The sequence below is a fragment of the Streptomyces sp. HNM0575 genome (assembly GCF_012726265.1).
GTDB lineage: Bacteria > Actinomycetota > Actinomycetes > Streptomycetales > Streptomycetaceae > Streptomyces.
Genome location: NZ_JAASAG010000012.1, coordinates 271,237 through 288,126, shown reverse-complemented (window position 1 = coordinate 288,126; position 16,890 = coordinate 271,237). Strand labels below are relative to the sequence as shown.

The following is a 16,890-nucleotide window of genomic DNA, read 5'->3' as shown; positions in this document are numbered from 1 at the left end:
GGGGGCTAGCGACGGCCAACGGTCAGCGAGGTTGCTGTACTTCGTTGCTGTACAGCGCCGTTCGGTGGTCATGTCATCCCTGCTTCTTGTTGGGCAGGAAGTGATCCGTTGGCGCTCTGACTTGGGGACATGACAGCGGTCAACGGTTTGACCTGCGGGTCAGCCGTTGACCGCTGTCATCGTTTGTCACGGGTGGGCTCGACCCCGCTGGCCGCTGTCAGCATCTTCGCCGTGGCTCAAACCCTGCCGTGATCCTCTCAAAAAGAAGCTGATCGATGAGGTGAGTGCTGTCAAAATGTCCTCATGGAAAAGATCCACTCGCAAGCGACTAACCTCGTTCTCGCTGCTGTTTCTTGCGTTCGCAGTTCGGGAAATAGCAAGCCCTGGGATTACGGATGGTGTGTCGAATCCTATCGACGCTCGAAGCAAGCTTCGATCTCCTCTCCGGATGGACCCGTAAGCCTTTCTGCTGGAGGAGTGACAAAGATTGAAGAACTTCATGAGCTGCTCGCAAAACAGTCACAGCTGCGCGACCGGTGGAGCCTGGAAGAACTCTGGGGGTATCTAGCAACGCTTGTATCCGCCGTGTCCACCATGAGTGAAAAGGAGAGCAAGGCGAGAGGCTTTCTCGCGCGCATTATCTATACTGAGCCGTCGCTCGTCATATTCCCGGTGTCCAATATTGCCTGGGAAGGGACACCTCTAAGGATCGGAAAGAAGAGCGTCATTGGCGTTCTGGATAGTGCCTTCATGGAGGCGGTTCAACAGTTGGGAGGGCGTGCCCAAGCCCACAAGGATCGAGTTGAGACCTATATTTCCCAACTCAGGCACAGGAATCCGCGCGTGGGGTTTGCTGCACTAGTGCCAGGGCAACGAGGTCTTGCACGTTCGCAGGCCGAAAGAAACCTACAGTTGGTAGTCGACCTGACGATGATGCTGGTAACTAACAAGAGCGGCCGGAATCTGTGGTCCCTCAGGGGCGACACCAATCGACCCGGCGTGCGAGGGATCACGCTGGACCGTAAGGCCGTTGAGGCCGGGCTGAGGGAGTCTGGCGATGATGTGGAGCTGTACTCCAATCCCTTGGTCATCGATGCGCTCGGACAGAAGGGCGGTATCCAATGGCTTGGCGAGGAGCCGATACCTCTAAGAGATCTGCTTCAGGAAGATGCGCTTCGCAGTGCGGTTGAAAGATGCCTAACTAAGGAGAATGGCTTCCTGCGTCGACTGCACGTTGCCGCACGCTGGTTCGCGGAAAGCTATTGGTCTTCGACTCAGGATGATGCAGCCCTAGCTGCGGGTGTCGCATTGGACGCTCTGCTGGGATCCAAATCCGCTCTGCCTGGACGCGCAATGAAGGAGCGTTATGCCCTCCTTGAAGAGGACCGCAAAGCAAGATCTCAAAGGGCGAAGCAATATGAAGATATGTACTCGGTCAGAAGTATTGTTGCCCATGGCGGGGAACCTCGAAAGCTCAGCGAAGGAAACTTCCTCAGAGATATGCAAGATTCCATAACTTGGGCCGCTTGGAGGCTCCTTGAAGTGAATTCCACTTTCTCAATCTCCAACGAGAAGGAGTTGGAATCCCTACTCGAAGACCTACGGTGGGGAACGCGTGAATGGCCATCGAGTGAGGCCCCGAAACCGGTTCCTAGGAATGACCCGTAGGTCGGTGGAACGGCTTTGGGCTGGAGCTGCCTTGGGGCGAGAGATCAGGGGCTCGTAAGCTTACCGCGACTCGGGCAGTCTTCTGACCTGCCCGCAATAGCCCGAAGTGAGCCCCTGATCTTCGAGGCTCGCCCCAAGGTGGCTGCCTAAAGCCGAGGAGCCGACCGACCCCGCCGTCGCCCTCTTGTCTCTTCTGGGTCGCGTCCGCGCGCGGGCCGGCGGCCGGGCCGGAGCGGGGCGAAGACAGGAGCGTCGGCCCGGCGGCAAGCCGGGCCGCGCGGCGAGCGGAGCGAGCCCTTGAGGAAGTGAAGAAGAGTTTCGACAGGTGGCGGTCGTCAGTCGGGGACCGCGGCCAGTTGGCGCGATGTCGTGGCTGTAATGCGGTAAGTCGCTTGAGCAAGACCGCCGTTGGTGCGGAGCTCTTCGAGAAGCAGAGGGCGGTTCTCGTTGCCGTGGGTGATGCGCGTGGTGTGCAGAACCGGCGTCGCATCGGGGAGTTCGAGAGCCGTGCGTTCGTCGGGGAGCGGCATCCGGGCACTGGCCGTCTCGGACCATGCGAGTTCGTGGCCGGACTCCGCAAGGATCGCGTAGACGCGCCCGGGGTCAGTGTCGGGGGCGTCGGCCAGCTCGGTGCCTTCGGCTGTGGCGAAGGGGATCAGGAGTCGGTGCGCGAGACGTACGCCGGCGCCGGTGATTTCCCAGAGGCGATCCACGGCGAACAGTGCTTCTCCTTCGTCGAGTTCGAGGAGCGGGCCGGTCGTGCCGTCCGTGTGGGAGCGGTAGATGCTGGGCTCTTCGAGCAGGTTCCACGCCTCGAAGCCCGCGTAGAAGTTGCCCTTGCAGTCCTTCGTGATGGTCCGGTTGATCTTGATGCCGGAGACCGGCGCACTGCGTACGAAGCTGCCCTTCCCGTGGACGACTTCGATCAGGCCCTCGGCACGTAGAGCCGCTATGGCGTTGCGCACAGTCGGGCGTGAGACCTGGTAGCGGTCGATGAGTTGGGACTCCGACGGCAGCGGGCTGCCCGCCGGATATTCGCCGGTCGCGATGCCGTCGCGGATCGCCGCGGCGACCTGGCGGTGGAGCGCTCCAGGGCGCTGGATCTCTGCCATGGCGGTGCCTCTCTTCGGCTCGTGCGTACGGCCGACCGGTTGCACGCGGCTCTGGATGGCTCCGCGTCGGTCTCACGTCACTCGTCAGCATAAGTTGTTGCGCTCAGCCGTCAAGGCATGCATAGTCGTCACTCGTCAGTACGAGTGACGTCCGCCAGGGACGTCCGACGGCCAAGGAGGCCAACAACCAATGCAGTCCATACCCGTGGACACTTCGCGGCTCGGCGTACTCCGTTGCGCGGTCGCGCCCGAGAAGAAGCTCAGCAACTACGAGACTCAGGAGGTCAAGAAGGACCGCGACGGCAACACGATCTACACCGTCGCCGTCATGGTGCGTCAGGACGGTCGTCGCGTCTCGGTGATCGAGATCGCCGCACCGGGCGAGCCGAAAGGCGTAGTCGAGGGCGTAGAGGTCCGGCTGACCGGGCTCGAAGCCTTCGCATGATCGATGGGCGACCGGCACGGGATCAGCTTCCGGGCATCCGCCATCACGCCCGCGCCGACTCCGTCAGCTGGCGGGAAGGGCGGTGCCGTCTGATGGAGCGCCCCATCATGCTGGCGTTCGCGCTCGCGCTGCTGGCCTGGTTCCTCGTGATCGGTGATCGGTTACGGATTCAACGTCCGGACTGGCACTGGTACTTGACCGGCTACCCGCGCACGCTGCTCAGGATCGTGTTCACGTGGCGCAAGGTGGCGCTGATCAACGATCTGAGCGTGTCCTACGGAAGCTCCCGGCGAGCGTTCGGGGACATGGCGGTCAAGGGAGTGCCGCTGCGCCGGCAGACACCGCGCATCTCCTTCCCGCGCCCGATACCGGGCGGCCTGGAACTGAGGGCGCGGCTGCGTCCCGGACAGACTCCGGCGCCGTTCCTTGAGGCGACTGAGGCTCTGGCGCACGCCTGGCGGGTGCACGCGGTGCGCGTCGTCGCACCGGAGCGCGGAGAGGTCGCCATCTCCGTGACCGCCCGCGATCCGTTGGAGAAGCCGCATGCTCCGTCACCTGGGAAGACCTGGCGGCTGCTGTCTGCCGTGGTCGGCGCACTGGAAACCGGAGGCACCTGGGTGATCGACTTCCGGCGCATCCCGCACTGGCCCGTCGTGGGTGCCACGCGCTCCGGCAAGTCGACGCTGCTGGCGCGACTCGTCACACAACTCGCCCCGCAACCCGTCGCCCTGGTCGGGATCGACTGCAAGGGCGGTATGGAACTGGGGCTGTTCGGCGAGCGCTTCTCGGCGCTGGCCGCATCCCGGAGCGAAGCGGTCGCGGTGCTCGGTGGTCTTGTCACCGAGCTTCAAGAGCGCATGCAGGCCTGCCGCTTGGCGGGTGCGCGTTCCATCTGGGAGTTGGCCGAGCAGGCGCGGCCTGTGCCGGTGGTGGTGCTGGTCGACGAGTTGGCCGAGCTGTACCTCAGCAACGGATCCAAGGAGGACAGGGCCGAGGCGGAACAGTGCTCGACCTACCTTCTGCGACTGGTCGTCATCCACACCGTCGCGGACATCGCCGCCGGGCTGCTGGCCCTGTGGATCGTCCTCTATCTGCTCGACGCCAACCAGGGAAACGTCTTCGTCCAGTTCGTACGGGACAGCGCCCACTGGCTGTCCGCCTGGTCGCAGGACATATTCACCATGGAAAACGACCATGTGCGTCTTGCTCTCAACTACGGCCTGCCCGCGGTCGTCTACCTCTTCATCGGACACGGCATCGCAGCGAAGATCCGTCACGGGTGACCGGAAAGAAGACCGGCTTCCGCCATGTGCGGAACAGGGAGCGGAACAGGGAAATGTGGTGTGGAGGCGCTTCCGGCGCCTCCATCGCGAATTCACCCTCCTCCGGCCGCGGCCCGCAGTGGCACGTCACCACGCCACTGCGGACCGCTTCGTACGGGCGCCGTACGGCCACGGCGCCGTGCGGCCACGGACCGGCAGCGTTTTCAAGCCCCCTCGTCAGCGGCCCTTCCATTGCCGTAGACCATCGACGGTCATGACGGCGCGGCGCCCCCGTTCCGCTCGGCCACGGACCGCTCCGCGCGGCGGCCGACAAAGCGTGCACCACCGGAATAACCCCATCCGCTTCCATCCGCGTACGGAAACGGGCACGGATCGTCCGGCGGCGCCGCACCGCACAGCGGAACGCCCGAAGCGGAGCCCGCGTCCGCGCACATGTCCTGCACATCCGTACTTCTCGGTAGCCGAACGACCGGTCCTACGGGGCGAAGCCTGTGGCCGGTTGTTGATGTTGACCGGATAACGGATGGTGCGGGCCGGACCGTGGCACCATGACCGGCCCTACGGCTTATGGGGGTTGGGGAGATGGGTCGGTGGGAGCGGTGGCTTGCGCTGGCGGTGATGTCGCTGGCGACCTTCGCCCTCTCCGTGTGGCTGTGCGACGAGACGCTGCCCTGGAATCAGGAGGCCCGCGTCGGCACCGGCACCGGCGCCGGAGCTGTGCTCGCCGCACTGGCCCTCACCTGGGGCAACTCCTGGGCGGGAGCGCCGCCTTCGCTCGAACCGCCGCCCCCGGACGCCGGCGAGGCCTGGCTCGTCGAGCGTCCCGCCGAGGCCGACGAGGTCGTACGGGCGCTGCTGCGCCGCCCCTCCTCCGGTGCGCCCCCGGCCGCGGGCACCGATGTCGGCCTCTACGGGCCGGGAGGCTTCGGCAAGACGACCCTCGCGGAGGTCGTCTGCGCCAGCCCCGCGGTGCGCAAGCACTTCAAGGGCGGCATCTACCCGTTCACGATGGGCCGCGAGATACGCAGCAGCGCCGCCGTCGCCGCCAAGGTGAACGAGGTCGCGCGCCTGGTGACCGGCGACACCACCACCTTCGAGGACCCGCAGCTCGCGGGCCGCCACCTGGGCCGCCTGCTCGGCCGCCGCCCGCCGACCCTGCTGGTGATCGACGACGTGTGGGACCCGGCGCAGCTGAGGCCGTTCCTGCACGGCCCGAGGCACTGCGCACGGCTCGTCACCACCCGAGTCCCGTCGTCACTGCCCGGCGACGCGGTACGCGTGCGGGTGGACCGCATGACGCAAGGGCAGGCCCGGCGGGTGCTCAACTGGGGCCTGCCGTCGATGGACTCGGCGCTCGCGTCCCGGCTGCTGAGCGCCTGCGGCGACTGGCCCCTGCTGCTCAGGCTCACCAACCGGATACTCGCGGCCGACCTCGAAACGGGCGCCAGACTGGAGACTTCGGCCGCCGAGGTACTCGGAAGGCTCCACACCGAGGGCCCGGCCGCGGTCGATCCGCCTCCGCGCGACGCCACTTCACCGGGCGGCGTCGCCGAACCGCATCCGCGCGCCGTGCGGTCCACGATCGAGGCGAGCATCGGGCTGCTGCCGGGCGACGGCGCGGCCCGCTTCCGTGAACTGGGGGTCTTCGCCGAAGACGAGCCCGTCCCCGTGGGCCTCGTCACCCGGCTGTGGCAGGAGACCGCCGGTCTGAACCCGCTCGACGGCCGGCGGCTGTGCCATGACATGGCCGATCTCTCCCTCGTCAACCTGCGTCCGTCCGCGGGCACCCTCGCCCTGCACGACGTCGTACGCGACTATCTGCGCGGAGAGGCCGGCCCCGCGAACCTCGCCCGGCTCAGCGCCTCGCTGCTGGACGCGGCCGCCGCCCGGCTCCCCGCCGCGGCACCGCTGACGCCGGACGAGCCCGGGCCCGGCACCGCCTGGTGGCTGGAGCACGACCCCTACCTCAGCCGGCATCTGATCGCCCATCTCCTGGACGCCGGACGCACCGAACAGGCCGAGGCCGCCTCCGGCGACCTGCGCTGGGTCGAGGAGCGGCTCGCACAGAGCGGCCCGAGCGCCCCGTACGCCGACCTCAGCCTCGTACCCACCGAACGGGCCGCGGCCCGTGCCGGGGCGCTCGCCCGTGCCGCTCACCTGCTGGCCCCCACCCGGCCGCGGCACTCCCTCGCCTCCGTGCTGCACAGCCGCATCCTCCACGAGCCCTGCTGGCAGGAGCAGGTGACGCGGCGCCGGGCCGAGCTTCTCGAACCTCATCTGGTGGGCCGCTGGCCACTGCCCGACCTGCTCGGCGACGGCCTCAAGCGAACCCTGGCCGGGCACGACGGGCGGGTGGCGTCGGTCGCGGCCACCCCGGACTGCCGCCGGCTGGTCAGCGCGGGCTGGGACGGCACCGTACGGCTGTGGGACGCGCACACCGGCGAGGAGATCCGCACCCTCAGCGGGCACACCAACATCGTCACCGGCGTCGCCGTCTCGCCCGACGGCGAATGGATCGCCAGCACCAGCTGGGACGACACCGTACGGCTCTGGAACGCGGACACCGGCGAGGAGACCCGGACCCTCAGCGGGCACACCGACACCGTGACGGGGGTCGCGATCGCACCCGGCGGCACCTGGTTCGCCACCGCGGGCGAGGACCACACGGTGCGGCTGTGGAACGTGCGCACGGGGCGCAACTTCAAGACCCTCACCGGGCACACCGCCACCGTCACCTGCGTCGTCGTCTCCCCCGACGGCGACTGGGCCGCCTCCGCCGGGGCGGACGGCACCGTACGCATGTGGAACACCGACTCCGGCCGCTGCCGCCGCACCCTCACCGGACACAACGGCACGGTCACCGCACTCGCCGCCGCACCCGACGGCAGCTGGCTGGCCAGCGCGGGCGAGGACAGCATCGTGCAGATCTGGGACGCCCGCACCGGGCGCTACGAGCGGACGCTGACCGGCCACACCGACGCCGTCACGGCCCTGGCCGCCGCACCCGGCGGCAACTGGCTGGCCAGCACGGGCGAGGATCAGACCGCGCGCCTGTGGGACCTGCGCACCGGGCAGGAGACGCGGACGCTGACCGGCCACACCGACGCCGTCACCGGAGTCGCCGTCTCCCCCGACGGGAACTGGCTCGCCACGACCGGCGCCGATCGCACCGTACGGGTGTGGAACGCCGGCACCGTGCGCAGGCGTCAGACGCTCACCAGGCACAACCGCCGCGTCACGGGCGTGGCCTTCGCCCCGGACGGCGGCTGGCTCGCGACGTCGGGCGAGGATCACACGGTACGGATCTGGGACACCGTCGCCGGACGGCACCTGCGCACCCTCACCGGGCACGGCGACCGCGTCACCGCACTCGCCGTCGCCCCCGGCGGAGAGTGGCTCGCGACGGCCGCCGGCGATCTGACCGTACGGCTGTGGGACACGGACTCCGGCGAGCACCTCCGCACCCTGACCGGGCACACCGACCGCATCACCGCGCTCACCGTCGCGCCCGGCGGGGAATGGCTGGCCACCGCGGGCGCCAACCGCACCGTACGGCTGTGGGATCCGGAGACCGGGCGGCAGCTGCGCACGCTCGCCGGGCACACCGACCTGATCACCGGGCTGGCCGCGGCGCCGGACGGAAGCGGGCTCGCGACGGCCGGCTGCGACCGCACCGTACGGCTGTGGAACAGCGGCACGGGACGGCAGACCGGCCTCTTCGCCGGGTCGGGGGAGCGCATCACGGGACTGGCCGCCGCACCGGACGGCGGCTGGCTCGCGACGGTCGGCGAGGACCACTCCGTACGGCTGTGGGACGCGGACAACGGCGAGCGCATCCACACCCTCACCGGGCACACCGACCGCGTGACGGGCCTGGCGGTCTCACCGTCCGGGTCGCGGCTCGTGTCCACCAGCACCGACCACACGGTGCGGCTGTGGGACACGGCGAGCGGCGGCTGCGTGGCGATGACGCGGGCGGACGACGACTTCAGGTGCTGTGCGTGGGTGCCGGGGCAGAGCGCGTTCGCGGCGGGCGGCAAGCGCGGGATCTACATGTTCGAGGTGCGGCAGGACCGCGGGCCGGAGGCCGGAGCGGGGAGCGGCGGCTGAACCGCGTCCGGTCCGGGTCCGCGTCTCACGACGGACTCGTCACCGCGGAGTGGAGGCGGAAGACCCGGCGCTCGCGGGCGGTGACGGTCCGCATCACGCGCTCGCGCGCCGGAGTCGCGGTGGCCCTGCGGTACGCGGCCGACTCGAAGAGGTCCGTACCGCTGATGTCGTGCACGGCGAGGAAGTCCGGGCCGGCGCCCTCGAGTCGGCGGAAGCGGCGGGTCCGCCACCACCCGGGGAGCGTGTGCAGCAGGGGGATGTGCTCGTGCACGTACCAGTCGTGGAAGGCCGCCTCGTCGCTCGTGCTCATCGCGACGCACACGGCGACCGGCGGCTCCACGGGAGCGGAGAGGGCGGAGACGCCGGTGGGCCCGGCGGGCCCCGGCGCATCGGTGAGGGCTGCCGGCTCGGCGCCGCAGGAGTCGAGGAGCCCGTAGACGCGGCGGTCCAGCACCGCCAGGCCGTCGACGACGCGCTGCTCGCGCGGACTTCGGTTGCGCAGGCGCGCGTACTCGGGGCTCGCGAGGGCGTCCGTGTCGAGGTCGTAGCGCGCCATCCAGGAGGGGGTCAGACCGTCCGCCGCCCGGTAGCGCAAGGCGTTGCGTACGCCCGGCACTTCGAGGCGCGCCGGTACGTGCTCGTTGTCGTACCAGTCGTGGAACTCCTCCTCGGGCACCCGGCCCGGCTCGGAGAGCACGTACAGCAGGCCCTCGGTCATATGGGATCCTCTCGGGTGGCGCCGCCGGAGCGGTGTCCGCGGCGGAGTCGAGCGCCGGGACACAGGACGCGGAAGACCGGCGGCCGTGACGGGTACGGGCACGGGCACGGGCACGGGTGACTGCAACGCATCGGCGGGCCGCGAGCGCGGCGGCAGCCGCGACGGCCGCGACAGGGGGAGGCACGAGAAGTGTCACGTAACGATCCCGACGTCATCGACTCGGTGGAGAAGGCGTTCCGCGTGCTGGAGTCGTTCTCCGCGGAGCGCCCGCAGATGTCGGTGTCGGAGGCCGCCGAGGCCGCGGGCCTCTCGCGGGCGACGGCGCGGCGCGTTCTGCTGACGTTCCAGCGGCTGGGTTTCGCCGAGACCGACGGGCGCCGCTTCGCGCTCACACCGCGAGTGCTGCGCTTCGGATTCGGCTACCTCTCCGCGCTGCCGTACTGGGAGACGGCGCAGTCGCGGATGCGTGCGCTCGCCGACGAGCTGCGCGAGTCGTGTTCCATGGCGACGCTCGACGGCGCCGAGATCGTGTACGTGGCACGGGTGCCGGCCGCACGCAGCATGTCCATCACGCTGAGCGTCGGCTCCCGGCTGCCCGCGTACGCGACGTCGATGGGCCGTGTGCTGCTGGCCGCGCTGCCGCCGCACGAACTGGACACGCTGCTCGCGGACGTGCGGCTGGAGCCGCTGACGAAGAACACGCTGACCGGACCGGCCGCGCTGCGGGGCGAGTTGGAGCAGGTGCGCAAGCAGGGCTTCGCGGTGGTGGACGGTGAGCGCGAGGAGGGCGTGCGCTCGGCGGCGGCTCCGGTGCGCGGGCGCGGCGGCCGGGTGCTGGCGGCCGTCAACGTCTCCGCGAACGCGGCGCGGGTGCCGCTGGAGGAGCTGCGTGACGTGTTCGTTCCGCGCGTGGTGGAGACCGCGGACGCGATCACGGCCGACATCGGCTACACGGGCCTGCACTGATCCTCCCGAGGGCTCTCGGCTCACGCCGGGGCTCGGCGCCGTGTGCGCCACGCTCTCCGGGCACCGGCGCCTCCAACGCGAACCCGGCACGGACTCCGAAGCGGACTCTGTCGGGGCCACGGCGCGGGCTACGGCGCGGGCTACGGCGTCCCGAAGCCGAAGCAGGCCACCGGGTTGTCGACGAGCAGCCTCCTCAAGTCCCCTGCCCCGGGGGCGATTTCGGCCAGCAGGTCGGTCAGGTCACCGTCGTCCGGCATGAATCCGTGGGTGTTGGGGTGCGGGAAGTCCGTGCCCCACAGGACCCGTTCCGGCGCGTCCCGTACGAGCAGCCGGGCGAGGGCGGCCGAGTCGTCCATCCGGGGCGGCGACGTCGCCAGCCGGTCGGCCCCGCTGAGCTTCACCCAGACTCCGCCGCCTTGCAGCAGCCGCCGCAGCGCGTGCACGGCCCGGCTCTCCAGGCCCTCGCGCAGATCGACCCGTGCCATGTGGTCGACGACGACGGGCAGCGGGATCGAGCGGACCAGCTCCTCGTGGTCGGCGATTCCGTCGCCCTGCACGTGGAGCGCGATGTGCCAGCCGTACGGACGCACGAGAGCGACGACCGCCCGGATCTCCTCCTCGGACGGCGCCGCCCCCAGGTGCGGGGTGAAGTGCAGCCGGGTGCCGCGCACTCCGGCCTCGTGGAGGCGGCGTACCTCGGCCTCGGGCGTCGCAGACGTGACGATGGCGACCCCGCGGCAGCGGCCCGCGCCGTCCTCCAGGGCGTCGAGCAGGGCGGAGTGGTCGGTGCCGTGGCAGGCGGACTGCACGATCACGGCGCGGGACAGTCCGAGCAGCCGGTGCAGCGCCCGCAGCCGTTCCTTCGGCGCCTCGGGCGGGGTGAAGGTCCGGTCCGGCGCATAGGGGAAGGTGTCGGTGGGACCGAAGATGTGGCAGTGCGAGTCGCACGCGCCGGCGGGCAGGACGGTACGGGGCCGGCGCGGCTCGGCGACCGGCGGAGGGCAGGTGGCGGCGGATGCGCCGGACGCCTGCCGGTCCGGGTGCCGGTCCGGGTGCCGGTCCGGGTGCGGGTCGGGCTCGTTCACGGTGAACTCCTGGTCGTGCGAGGGGTGTTCAGTCGCAGCGCGCGGTCATGCCGCCGTCGACGACGATCTCCGTGCCGGTCACGAAGCGGGCCTCGTCGGACGCGAGGAAGAGCGCAGCGTACGCGGTGTCGCGGCCGTCTCCCATGAAGCCGAGCGGGATGCGTGCCTCGCGCTGGGCGAGCAGAGCCGCCGCGTCGCCGCCCGCGCGCTGCCCGGCGAGCCGCGCCTCGACCATCGGCGTGTGCAGCTGGCCCGGCACGACGGTGTTGACGCGGATGCCGTCCGGCGCGTGCTGCACCGCCGCCACCCTGGAGAACTGGATGACGCCGGCCTTCGCCGACGCGTAGCCGATCTGCGGCGAACCCGTCCAGCGCAGCCCCGACGTCGACGCCGTGTTGACGATGGAGCCGCCGCCGCGCTCGCGCATCAGCGGCACGATGTGGCGGCAGGTGAGGTAGACGCTGGTGAGGTTGAGGTCCAGCTGCGAATGCCAGTCGTCCTCGGCGAGTTCGGCCGGGCCGCCGTGCCGTGAGCCGCCGACGTTGTTGACGAGGACGTCGGGGCCGCCGAGTTCGCGGCGGCAGTGCTCCGCCATGGCGGAGACCGCGGCGGAGTCGGTGACGTCGCAGACGTACGGGTGGATGCGCCCGCCGCCGTCCGCCTCGCCTTGCTCCTGTTCGCCTTGTCTGTGCGCGGGCCGGTCCGCGGACGCGCTCCGCTGGTCCCGCACGAGCGCGACCGTCGCCTCCAGCGCCTCCTCGTCGACGTCGACGGCGAGCACTGTGGCGCCTTCGCGTGCGAACAGGACCGCTGCGGCACGGCCGTTGCCCCACCCGCTGCCCACGCATCCGGCACCGGTGACGACGGCGGTCCTCCCGGCGAGCCTGCCGCGCGGGGAGTGCGCCGCGTCCGCGGGATGCGCGGAGCCCGTGCCGTCATCGCCGCCTGCCGGCCCCGCACCGCCGCCGGTTCGCGTTCCGCTCATGCGCTCAGCTCCTGGCCCGTACCCGCGTCGTCCGTGCCGACTTCGAGAGCGACGAGGAAACGGGAGACGAGGTTGTACGTGCCGACGGTGGCGGTCAGCTCGACGATCTGCCGGTCGTCGAAGTGCTCCCGCAGCCGGTCGAAGACCCGGTCGGGGACGGCCACTTGACGGGTCATGGCGTCGGTGTAGTCGAGCGTCGCACGCTGCTCCGGAGTCAGCGCCGCCGTGCCGCCGCCCTCGTGCAGCGCGTCGAGGTGTGCGTCGGTGAGCCCGGCAGCACGTCCGACCGGCTCGTGCGCCTGCCACTCGTACGACGCGCCGTTGAGCGCCGCGACACGGAGGATCGCCAGCTCGCGGAGGGCGGGCGGCAGGGACGTGCTGTCACGTATGGCGCCCAGCAGGCTGTTCCATCCGTCCGCGACGGGCGCGCTGTGCAGCAGCATTCCGTCAAGCGGGGTCAGGCTTCCGCCCCTGCGCAGGCGGATGCGCTCCGCGACCTCGCTGCTGTGGCGGACGTAGTCGAGCCGGGCCATCGAAATCCTTTCGGGTGTTCCTGAACGGGCTTCGTACGTACGGGAGTCGGACACCGGACACGGGAGGAGGGGAACGGCTATCGCCGCTGCTCGGCGGTCGTGCCGTCCGCCGCGGCCTCGTGACCATCGCCCTCGTGGCCATCGCCCGGACCGCCGCCCGGACCGCCGCCCGGATCGCCGCCCGGATCGCCGCCGGGACCTTCGCCGGAGCCGTCGCGCCGGGCTGGTACGGAGCCTTCCGGGTACGCGCCCGCGACGGCGGGCTCCGCGGCGGCCGGCTGCCGTCCATAGAGCACGGCACGTGCCCGTTCCCTGTCGAAGACCCCTTCCCAGCGACTGACGACGATGCTGCCGAGTATCTGGCCGGTGAGGCTGACCAGCCCGCGCAGCGTGGACAGGAAGCGGTCGACGCCGAGGACGAGCATGATCCCGGCGACGGGCACGGCCGCGGTCGTCGACAGCGTGGCGGCGAGGATGACGAATCCCGCTCCGGCGACCCCGGCACTGCCCTTCGACGTGATCATGAATACGGCGAGCAGACCGAGCTGCTGCCAGAAGGACATGTGCACATCGAAGGCCTGGGCGATGTACAGCGCGGCGAAGCCCAGATAGAGGCAGACGCCGTCCCCGTTGAAGGCGTACCCCGAGGGCACGGTGAGCCCGACGATCCGCTTGGGGCAGCCCAGGGCGACGAGCTTCGTCATCAACTGCGGCATGACCGCCTCGTAGTTGGCGGTGCCGAGCGTGATGAGCAGCTCGTCCTTGAAGTGCCGGTAGAGCGGCAGCACGCGGATGCCGCACAGCCGGGCCACCACGCCGAGCACGACGACGGAGAAGAAGACGCTCGTGCCCAGGAAGAGCAGCACAACTCCCATCAGCGATACGAGGGTGCCCGTGCCGAACTTCCCGACGGTGAAGGCCATGGCGCCGAACGCACCGACCGGAGCGAGATACATGATCAGCCGGACGATGCCGAAGACGGCCTCTCCGACGCGTTCGACGCCGCGCACCAGCGGTTCCCCGCGCTCGCCCAGCATCTTCACCGAGACGGCGAACAGCACCGAGATCAGCAGCACTTGGAGCACATTGCCCTCGGTGAAGGCGCCGACCATGCTGTCGGGGATGATCTGGACGACGAAGTCGTACCAGTGCTGCGCCTCGCCCTGCTCCATGTAGGAGCGGGCCATGCCCGTCACTTCGACCTTCGCCGGGTCGGCGTGCACGCCGGCTCCCGGCGCGGCCACGTCCATCACGATCAGCCCGATGATCAGGGCGATCGTGGTGAGGACCTCGAAGTAGACCAGGGCCTTCACACCGATCCGCCCGACGCTGGTGAGTTCACCCGCCGACGCGATGCCGCTGACGATCGTGCAGAAGATCACCGGGGCGATCAGCATCTGGATGAGCGAGATGAACCCCGTACCGACGGGCTCCATGGCGGCGCCCACACCGGGCGCCGCGAGGCCCACCACCGCGCCGAGGACGATCGCGACGAGGACCGTGACGTAGAGCTTGCTGGTGAAGGCGCTTCTCAGAATCGTTCCCGGCGACATCCGCGTCTCCGATCGTTCGACTGACGCACACTTGCACGGTCTGCGAACGCAGTATTGGGGCCGCATACCTTCGGGGTCAAGGAGCGGGTACGCACGGAAAGGCGGCGGCGGGAGACGGCGAGGGGGCGGAGGGAACGCGCCGCGAGCGCGGCGAACCGGAACGGAGGGTGGGAGCCCGGGCGCGCGCGTCCGCCCGTACACATGAGAGCGGTTCGAGGCTCCCCCCTCATGCCTCGAACCGCCCGGTCGCGGTTCAATGCGCCAAGAACCGCTCAAACCAGGTTAGTTGACTCTGCGTCAATGTCCAGTGACGCAGACGACATTATCGATATGCCTCCGTAAAGATATTCCCCGCTGCGAGGGTCCGCGCGGTGCGGCGACAGGGGTTGTGGAGTCCGGCTCCCCGGATTCAGGTCCGGATGTCCGTACATCGGCACGGGACGGTGTTTGACCCGCCGCACCGCGGGCCAGACCTCACCCATGCCCCATGAACGTCCCGTGGTGAAGCGCACCGCCCGCGCCCTGCTCCTCGACGCAGACGGCACCGGCGCTCCGAGACTCGTGCTGATCAAGCGCACCAAGCCCGGCCGCGAGCCGTACTGGATCACTCCGGGCGGCGGGGTCGAACCGGGCGTGGACTCCTCCGTCATCGACGCGCTTCACCGCGAGGTCGACGAGGAGTTGGGCGCGAAGGTCACGGACGTGGTGCCGGCCTTCGTCGACACCGTTCCGCACACCACGGAGCAGGGCGGGACGGGGGTGAAGGTGCAGCACTTCTTCGTCTGCCGCCTCGCCTCGATGGACCTCTCCCGCAGGCACGGCCCGGAGGTCGACGAGCCGTGCGGGGAGTACGAGTTCGTGCGGGTGCCCTTCACCCGCGAGGGCATCGCGTCGGTCGAGGTCGTGCCGCCCGCGTTGCGCTCGTACCTCGACAAGAACATCGAGGGCGTACTGGCGCTGCTCGCCCCCGACTTGGGCTGACCCGGCCCGGCTCGGACCGGGTCGCCGCTGCTCGGTGTGCGCAACGGCAGTGCGGCGGGCGGCCGTTGGGCCCGCCCGCCCGGCTCAGCCGAACCAGCCCTGGAACGAGCTGGTTTCGCTCATCGCCCCGCGCCGCTGCGCCTCGGCCAGCGCACGCTCGGCCTCCTGGCGCCACGCCTCCGGGTCCGAACCGCTCACGTCCAAGCCGTCGGGGGACTGAGCGGCACGCGCCGCGAGCGCACCGGACGCGCCGTCCATCGCGGACGGGCCCGGCAGGCCCGACTGGCCCAGCTGACCCGGGCGGCCCGAAAGCCCGGACTGCTCCTGCGAGTTGAGCGACGCGGTGGGGAAGCGGGGAGGCGACGGCATCTCCGGCCACTGAAAGTCGGGAGAGCGCCGCTGTTCCGGCACGGTGGGGGTCTCACGCGCTCCGGCGGCGGGGTCCGTGAACGGATTGCCGGAGCGCGGTGACGAGGACGGTGACGAAGACGAGGACGGTGACGAAGACGAGGACGGTGACGGAGACGAAGGGGTGTCGAGCGGCAGCATGTCCGCCACACCCGTCACGGCGGGCCCGGCGGGCTCGGGGGGCGCAAAGGGCCCCGTTTCGGAAGGCCCCGTTTCGGAAGGCGCCGGCTCGGAGGGCCGCGGCTCGGGGCGCACTTCGTGCTCGCGGGCGCCGCCCACGCCTTCGGCCGCACGCTCGCGCGCGTCGCGCGCCGTACCGAAGAAGTCGCCGCCCTTGCGCTTGTAGTCGTCCGTGCCCCAGTCCCTGGCGGTACGTTTCGGCGCCTTCTGCATCTGCGGAATGTGCTTCGCGCAGTGGATGTACGCCTCTTCGACCTCCACTTGCACCCACAGCTGCGGGCGCCGGCCCGGCACCGGGTCCTCCGGCAGATGGGGATACGCGGCGCGGATCTCCTCGTCCTCGACCACCTTCGCGCGGCCGTTGACGTGCAGCCCGATGCGTGCCCGGGTGAAGTCGATCAGCATGATGCCCAGGTGCGGGTTCTCCTGGATGTTGCCGAGGCTCGCGTGCACGCCGTTGCCCCGGTACTCCGGATACGCCAGGGTGCGTTCGCCGAGCACCTGGAGGAAGCCCGCCGGGCCCGCGCGGAAACTGCTGTCGCACTCGCCCGACGCGTCCGCGGTCGCCAGGAAGAACATCTCCTGCCGCTGTATGAACTCCCGCATCCGCTCGTTGAGATGGTCGAGCATCTGCTCGTCGTAGAAGCGCTCCGCGCGGTCGGACGTACCGAGCCGCCGTTGCAGCAGGTGCTCACCCTCACTGCCCGTACGGGGCCGTGCCCCCTCGGATGCCGCCCTGCCGTGTTCGGGCTCGTGTCCCTGTTCGTTCCGCTCGTGCCGCTCGTGTCCAGTCCGCGAGTCCTGCCCGACCCACGGACGTGGCTCCTCCGCCTCAGCCACGCCGCTGACCCCTTCGCCTTCCT

At 70.0% G+C, this 16,890-nt stretch carries 12 protein-coding genes and 1 pseudogene; 6 read left to right on the top strand and 7 right to left on the bottom strand.

Going from position 1 to position 16,890, the window contains the following annotated elements; all coding sequences use genetic code 11:
- Positions 1–303: 303 nt before the first annotated feature.
- Positions 304–1,668, top strand: coding sequence for a HEPN domain-containing protein (locus HCC61_RS26480; protein WP_169139618.1), 1,365 nt, complete (start codon positions 304–306; stop codon positions 1,666–1,668).
- A 335-nt stretch (positions 1,669–2,003) separates the two neighbouring features.
- Here HCC61_RS26480 and HCC61_RS26475 read toward each other — a convergent pair whose 3' ends face one another.
- Positions 2,004–2,780, bottom strand: coding sequence for a GntR family transcriptional regulator (locus tag HCC61_RS26475; RefSeq protein ID WP_169139609.1), 777 nt, complete (start codon positions 2,778–2,780; stop codon positions 2,004–2,006).
- 190 nt (positions 2,781–2,970) lie between these two features.
- On the opposite strand from HCC61_RS26475, the pseudogene HCC61_RS26470 reads away from it, so the two are divergent.
- The 3 genes and pseudogenes from HCC61_RS26470 to HCC61_RS26460 all read left to right on the top strand — a co-directional run.
- Positions 2,971–3,222 (top strand): annotated as a pseudogene (locus HCC61_RS26470) (hypothetical protein); the annotation flags it as partial.
- 95 nt (positions 3,223–3,317) lie between these two features.
- The gene (locus HCC61_RS26465; RefSeq protein ID WP_169139607.1) at positions 3,318–4,508 is read left to right on the top strand and encodes an FtsK/SpoIIIE domain-containing protein; all 1,191 of its coding nucleotides are present in this window, start codon (positions 3,318–3,320) and stop codon (positions 4,506–4,508) included.
- Positions 4,509–5,126: 618 nt separating this feature from the next.
- Positions 5,127–8,618 (top strand): NB-ARC domain-containing protein, encoded by a 3,492-nt coding sequence (locus HCC61_RS26460; protein ID WP_169139605.1) that lies wholly within the window; start codon positions 5,127–5,129, stop codon positions 8,616–8,618.
- Positions 8,619–8,643: 25 nt separating this feature from the next.
- Here the strand turns inward: HCC61_RS26460 and HCC61_RS26455 are convergent, their stop codons facing one another.
- A complete protein-coding gene (locus HCC61_RS26455) occupies positions 8,644–9,336 on the bottom strand; it encodes a DUF4286 family protein (RefSeq protein WP_169139603.1) in 693 nt (230 codons plus the stop codon).
- 189 nt (positions 9,337–9,525) lie between these two features.
- Here HCC61_RS26455 and HCC61_RS26450 point away from each other — a divergent pair, with 189 nt between their 5' ends.
- The gene (locus HCC61_RS26450; RefSeq protein WP_169139601.1) at positions 9,526–10,302 is read left to right on the top strand and encodes an IclR family transcriptional regulator C-terminal domain-containing protein; all 777 of its coding nucleotides are present in this window, start codon (positions 9,526–9,528) and stop codon (positions 10,300–10,302) included.
- 140 nt (positions 10,303–10,442) lie between these two features.
- On the opposite strand, the gene HCC61_RS26445 is transcribed toward HCC61_RS26450, so the two are convergent.
- The 4 genes from HCC61_RS26445 to HCC61_RS26430 form a co-directional block, all read right to left on the bottom strand.
- Positions 10,443–11,387 carry an amidohydrolase family protein gene (locus HCC61_RS26445; RefSeq protein ID WP_206323016.1) on the bottom strand — a complete coding sequence of 315 codons (945 nt, stop codon included), beginning with the start codon at positions 11,385–11,387 and terminating at the stop codon, positions 10,443–10,445.
- Positions 11,388–11,415: 28 nt separating this feature from the next.
- Positions 11,416–12,372, bottom strand: coding sequence for an SDR family NAD(P)-dependent oxidoreductase (locus tag HCC61_RS26440; RefSeq protein ID WP_169139599.1), 957 nt, complete (start codon positions 12,370–12,372; stop codon positions 11,416–11,418).
- The gene (locus HCC61_RS26435) at positions 12,369–12,905 is read right to left on the bottom strand and encodes a carboxymuconolactone decarboxylase family protein (RefSeq protein WP_169139597.1); all 537 of its coding nucleotides are present in this window, start codon (positions 12,903–12,905) and stop codon (positions 12,369–12,371) included. Before HCC61_RS26435 ends, HCC61_RS26440 begins: the two co-directional genes overlap by 4 nt.
- A 77-nt stretch (positions 12,906–12,982) precedes the next feature.
- Positions 12,983–14,458 carry a cation:dicarboxylase symporter family transporter gene (locus HCC61_RS26430; protein ID WP_206323015.1) on the bottom strand — a complete coding sequence of 492 codons (1,476 nt, stop codon included), beginning with the start codon at positions 14,456–14,458 and terminating at the stop codon, positions 12,983–12,985.
- Positions 14,459–14,938: 480 nt separating this feature from the next.
- On the opposite strand from HCC61_RS26430, the gene HCC61_RS26425 reads away from it, so the two are divergent.
- Positions 14,939–15,439: an NUDIX hydrolase gene (locus HCC61_RS26425; protein WP_169139595.1), complete on the top strand. Its 501-nt coding sequence runs from the start codon at positions 14,939–14,941 to the stop codon at positions 15,437–15,439.
- A gap of 84 nt (positions 15,440–15,523) precedes the next feature.
- Here HCC61_RS26425 and HCC61_RS30310 read toward each other — a convergent pair whose 3' ends face one another.
- Entirely contained in the window at positions 15,524–16,867 is a 1,344-nt protein-coding gene (locus HCC61_RS30310) for a pyridoxamine 5'-phosphate oxidase family protein (RefSeq protein WP_346777394.1), read from the bottom strand.
- Positions 16,868–16,890: the final 23 nt, after the last annotated feature.

What these genes read in the sequence shown, in the direction of transcription:
- HCC61_RS26460 (WP_169139605.1), top strand. Translation starts at nt 5,127, where the DNA reads ATGTCGCTGGCGACCTTCGCCCTCTCCGTGTGGCTGTGCGACGAGACG.
- HCC61_RS26480 (WP_169139618.1), top strand. Translation starts at nt 304, where the DNA reads ATGGAAAAGATCCACTCGCAAGCGACTAACCTCGTTCTCGCTGCTGTT.
- HCC61_RS26465 (WP_169139607.1), top strand. Translation starts at nt 3,318, where the DNA reads ATGGAGCGCCCCATCATGCTGGCGTTCGCGCTCGCGCTGCTGGCCTGG.
- HCC61_RS26425 (WP_169139595.1), top strand. Translation starts at nt 14,939, where the DNA reads ATGCCCCATGAACGTCCCGTGGTGAAGCGCACCGCCCGCGCCCTGCTC.
- HCC61_RS26430 (WP_206323015.1), bottom strand. Translation starts at nt 14,458, where the DNA reads ATGTCGCCGGGAACGATTCTGAGAAGCGCCTTCACCAGCAAGCTCTAC.
- HCC61_RS26455 (WP_169139603.1), bottom strand. Translation starts at nt 9,336, where the DNA reads ATGACCGAGGGCCTGCTGTACGTGCTCTCCGAGCCGGGCCGGGTGCCC.
- HCC61_RS26440 (WP_169139599.1), bottom strand. Translation starts at nt 12,372, where the DNA reads ATGAGCGGAACGCGAACCGGCGGCGGTGCGGGGCCGGCAGGCGGCGAT.
- HCC61_RS26435 (WP_169139597.1), bottom strand. Translation starts at nt 12,905, where the DNA reads ATGGCCCGGCTCGACTACGTCCGCCACAGCAGCGAGGTCGCGGAGCGC.
- HCC61_RS26475 (WP_169139609.1), bottom strand. Translation starts at nt 2,780, where the DNA reads ATGGCAGAGATCCAGCGCCCTGGAGCGCTCCACCGCCAGGTCGCCGCG.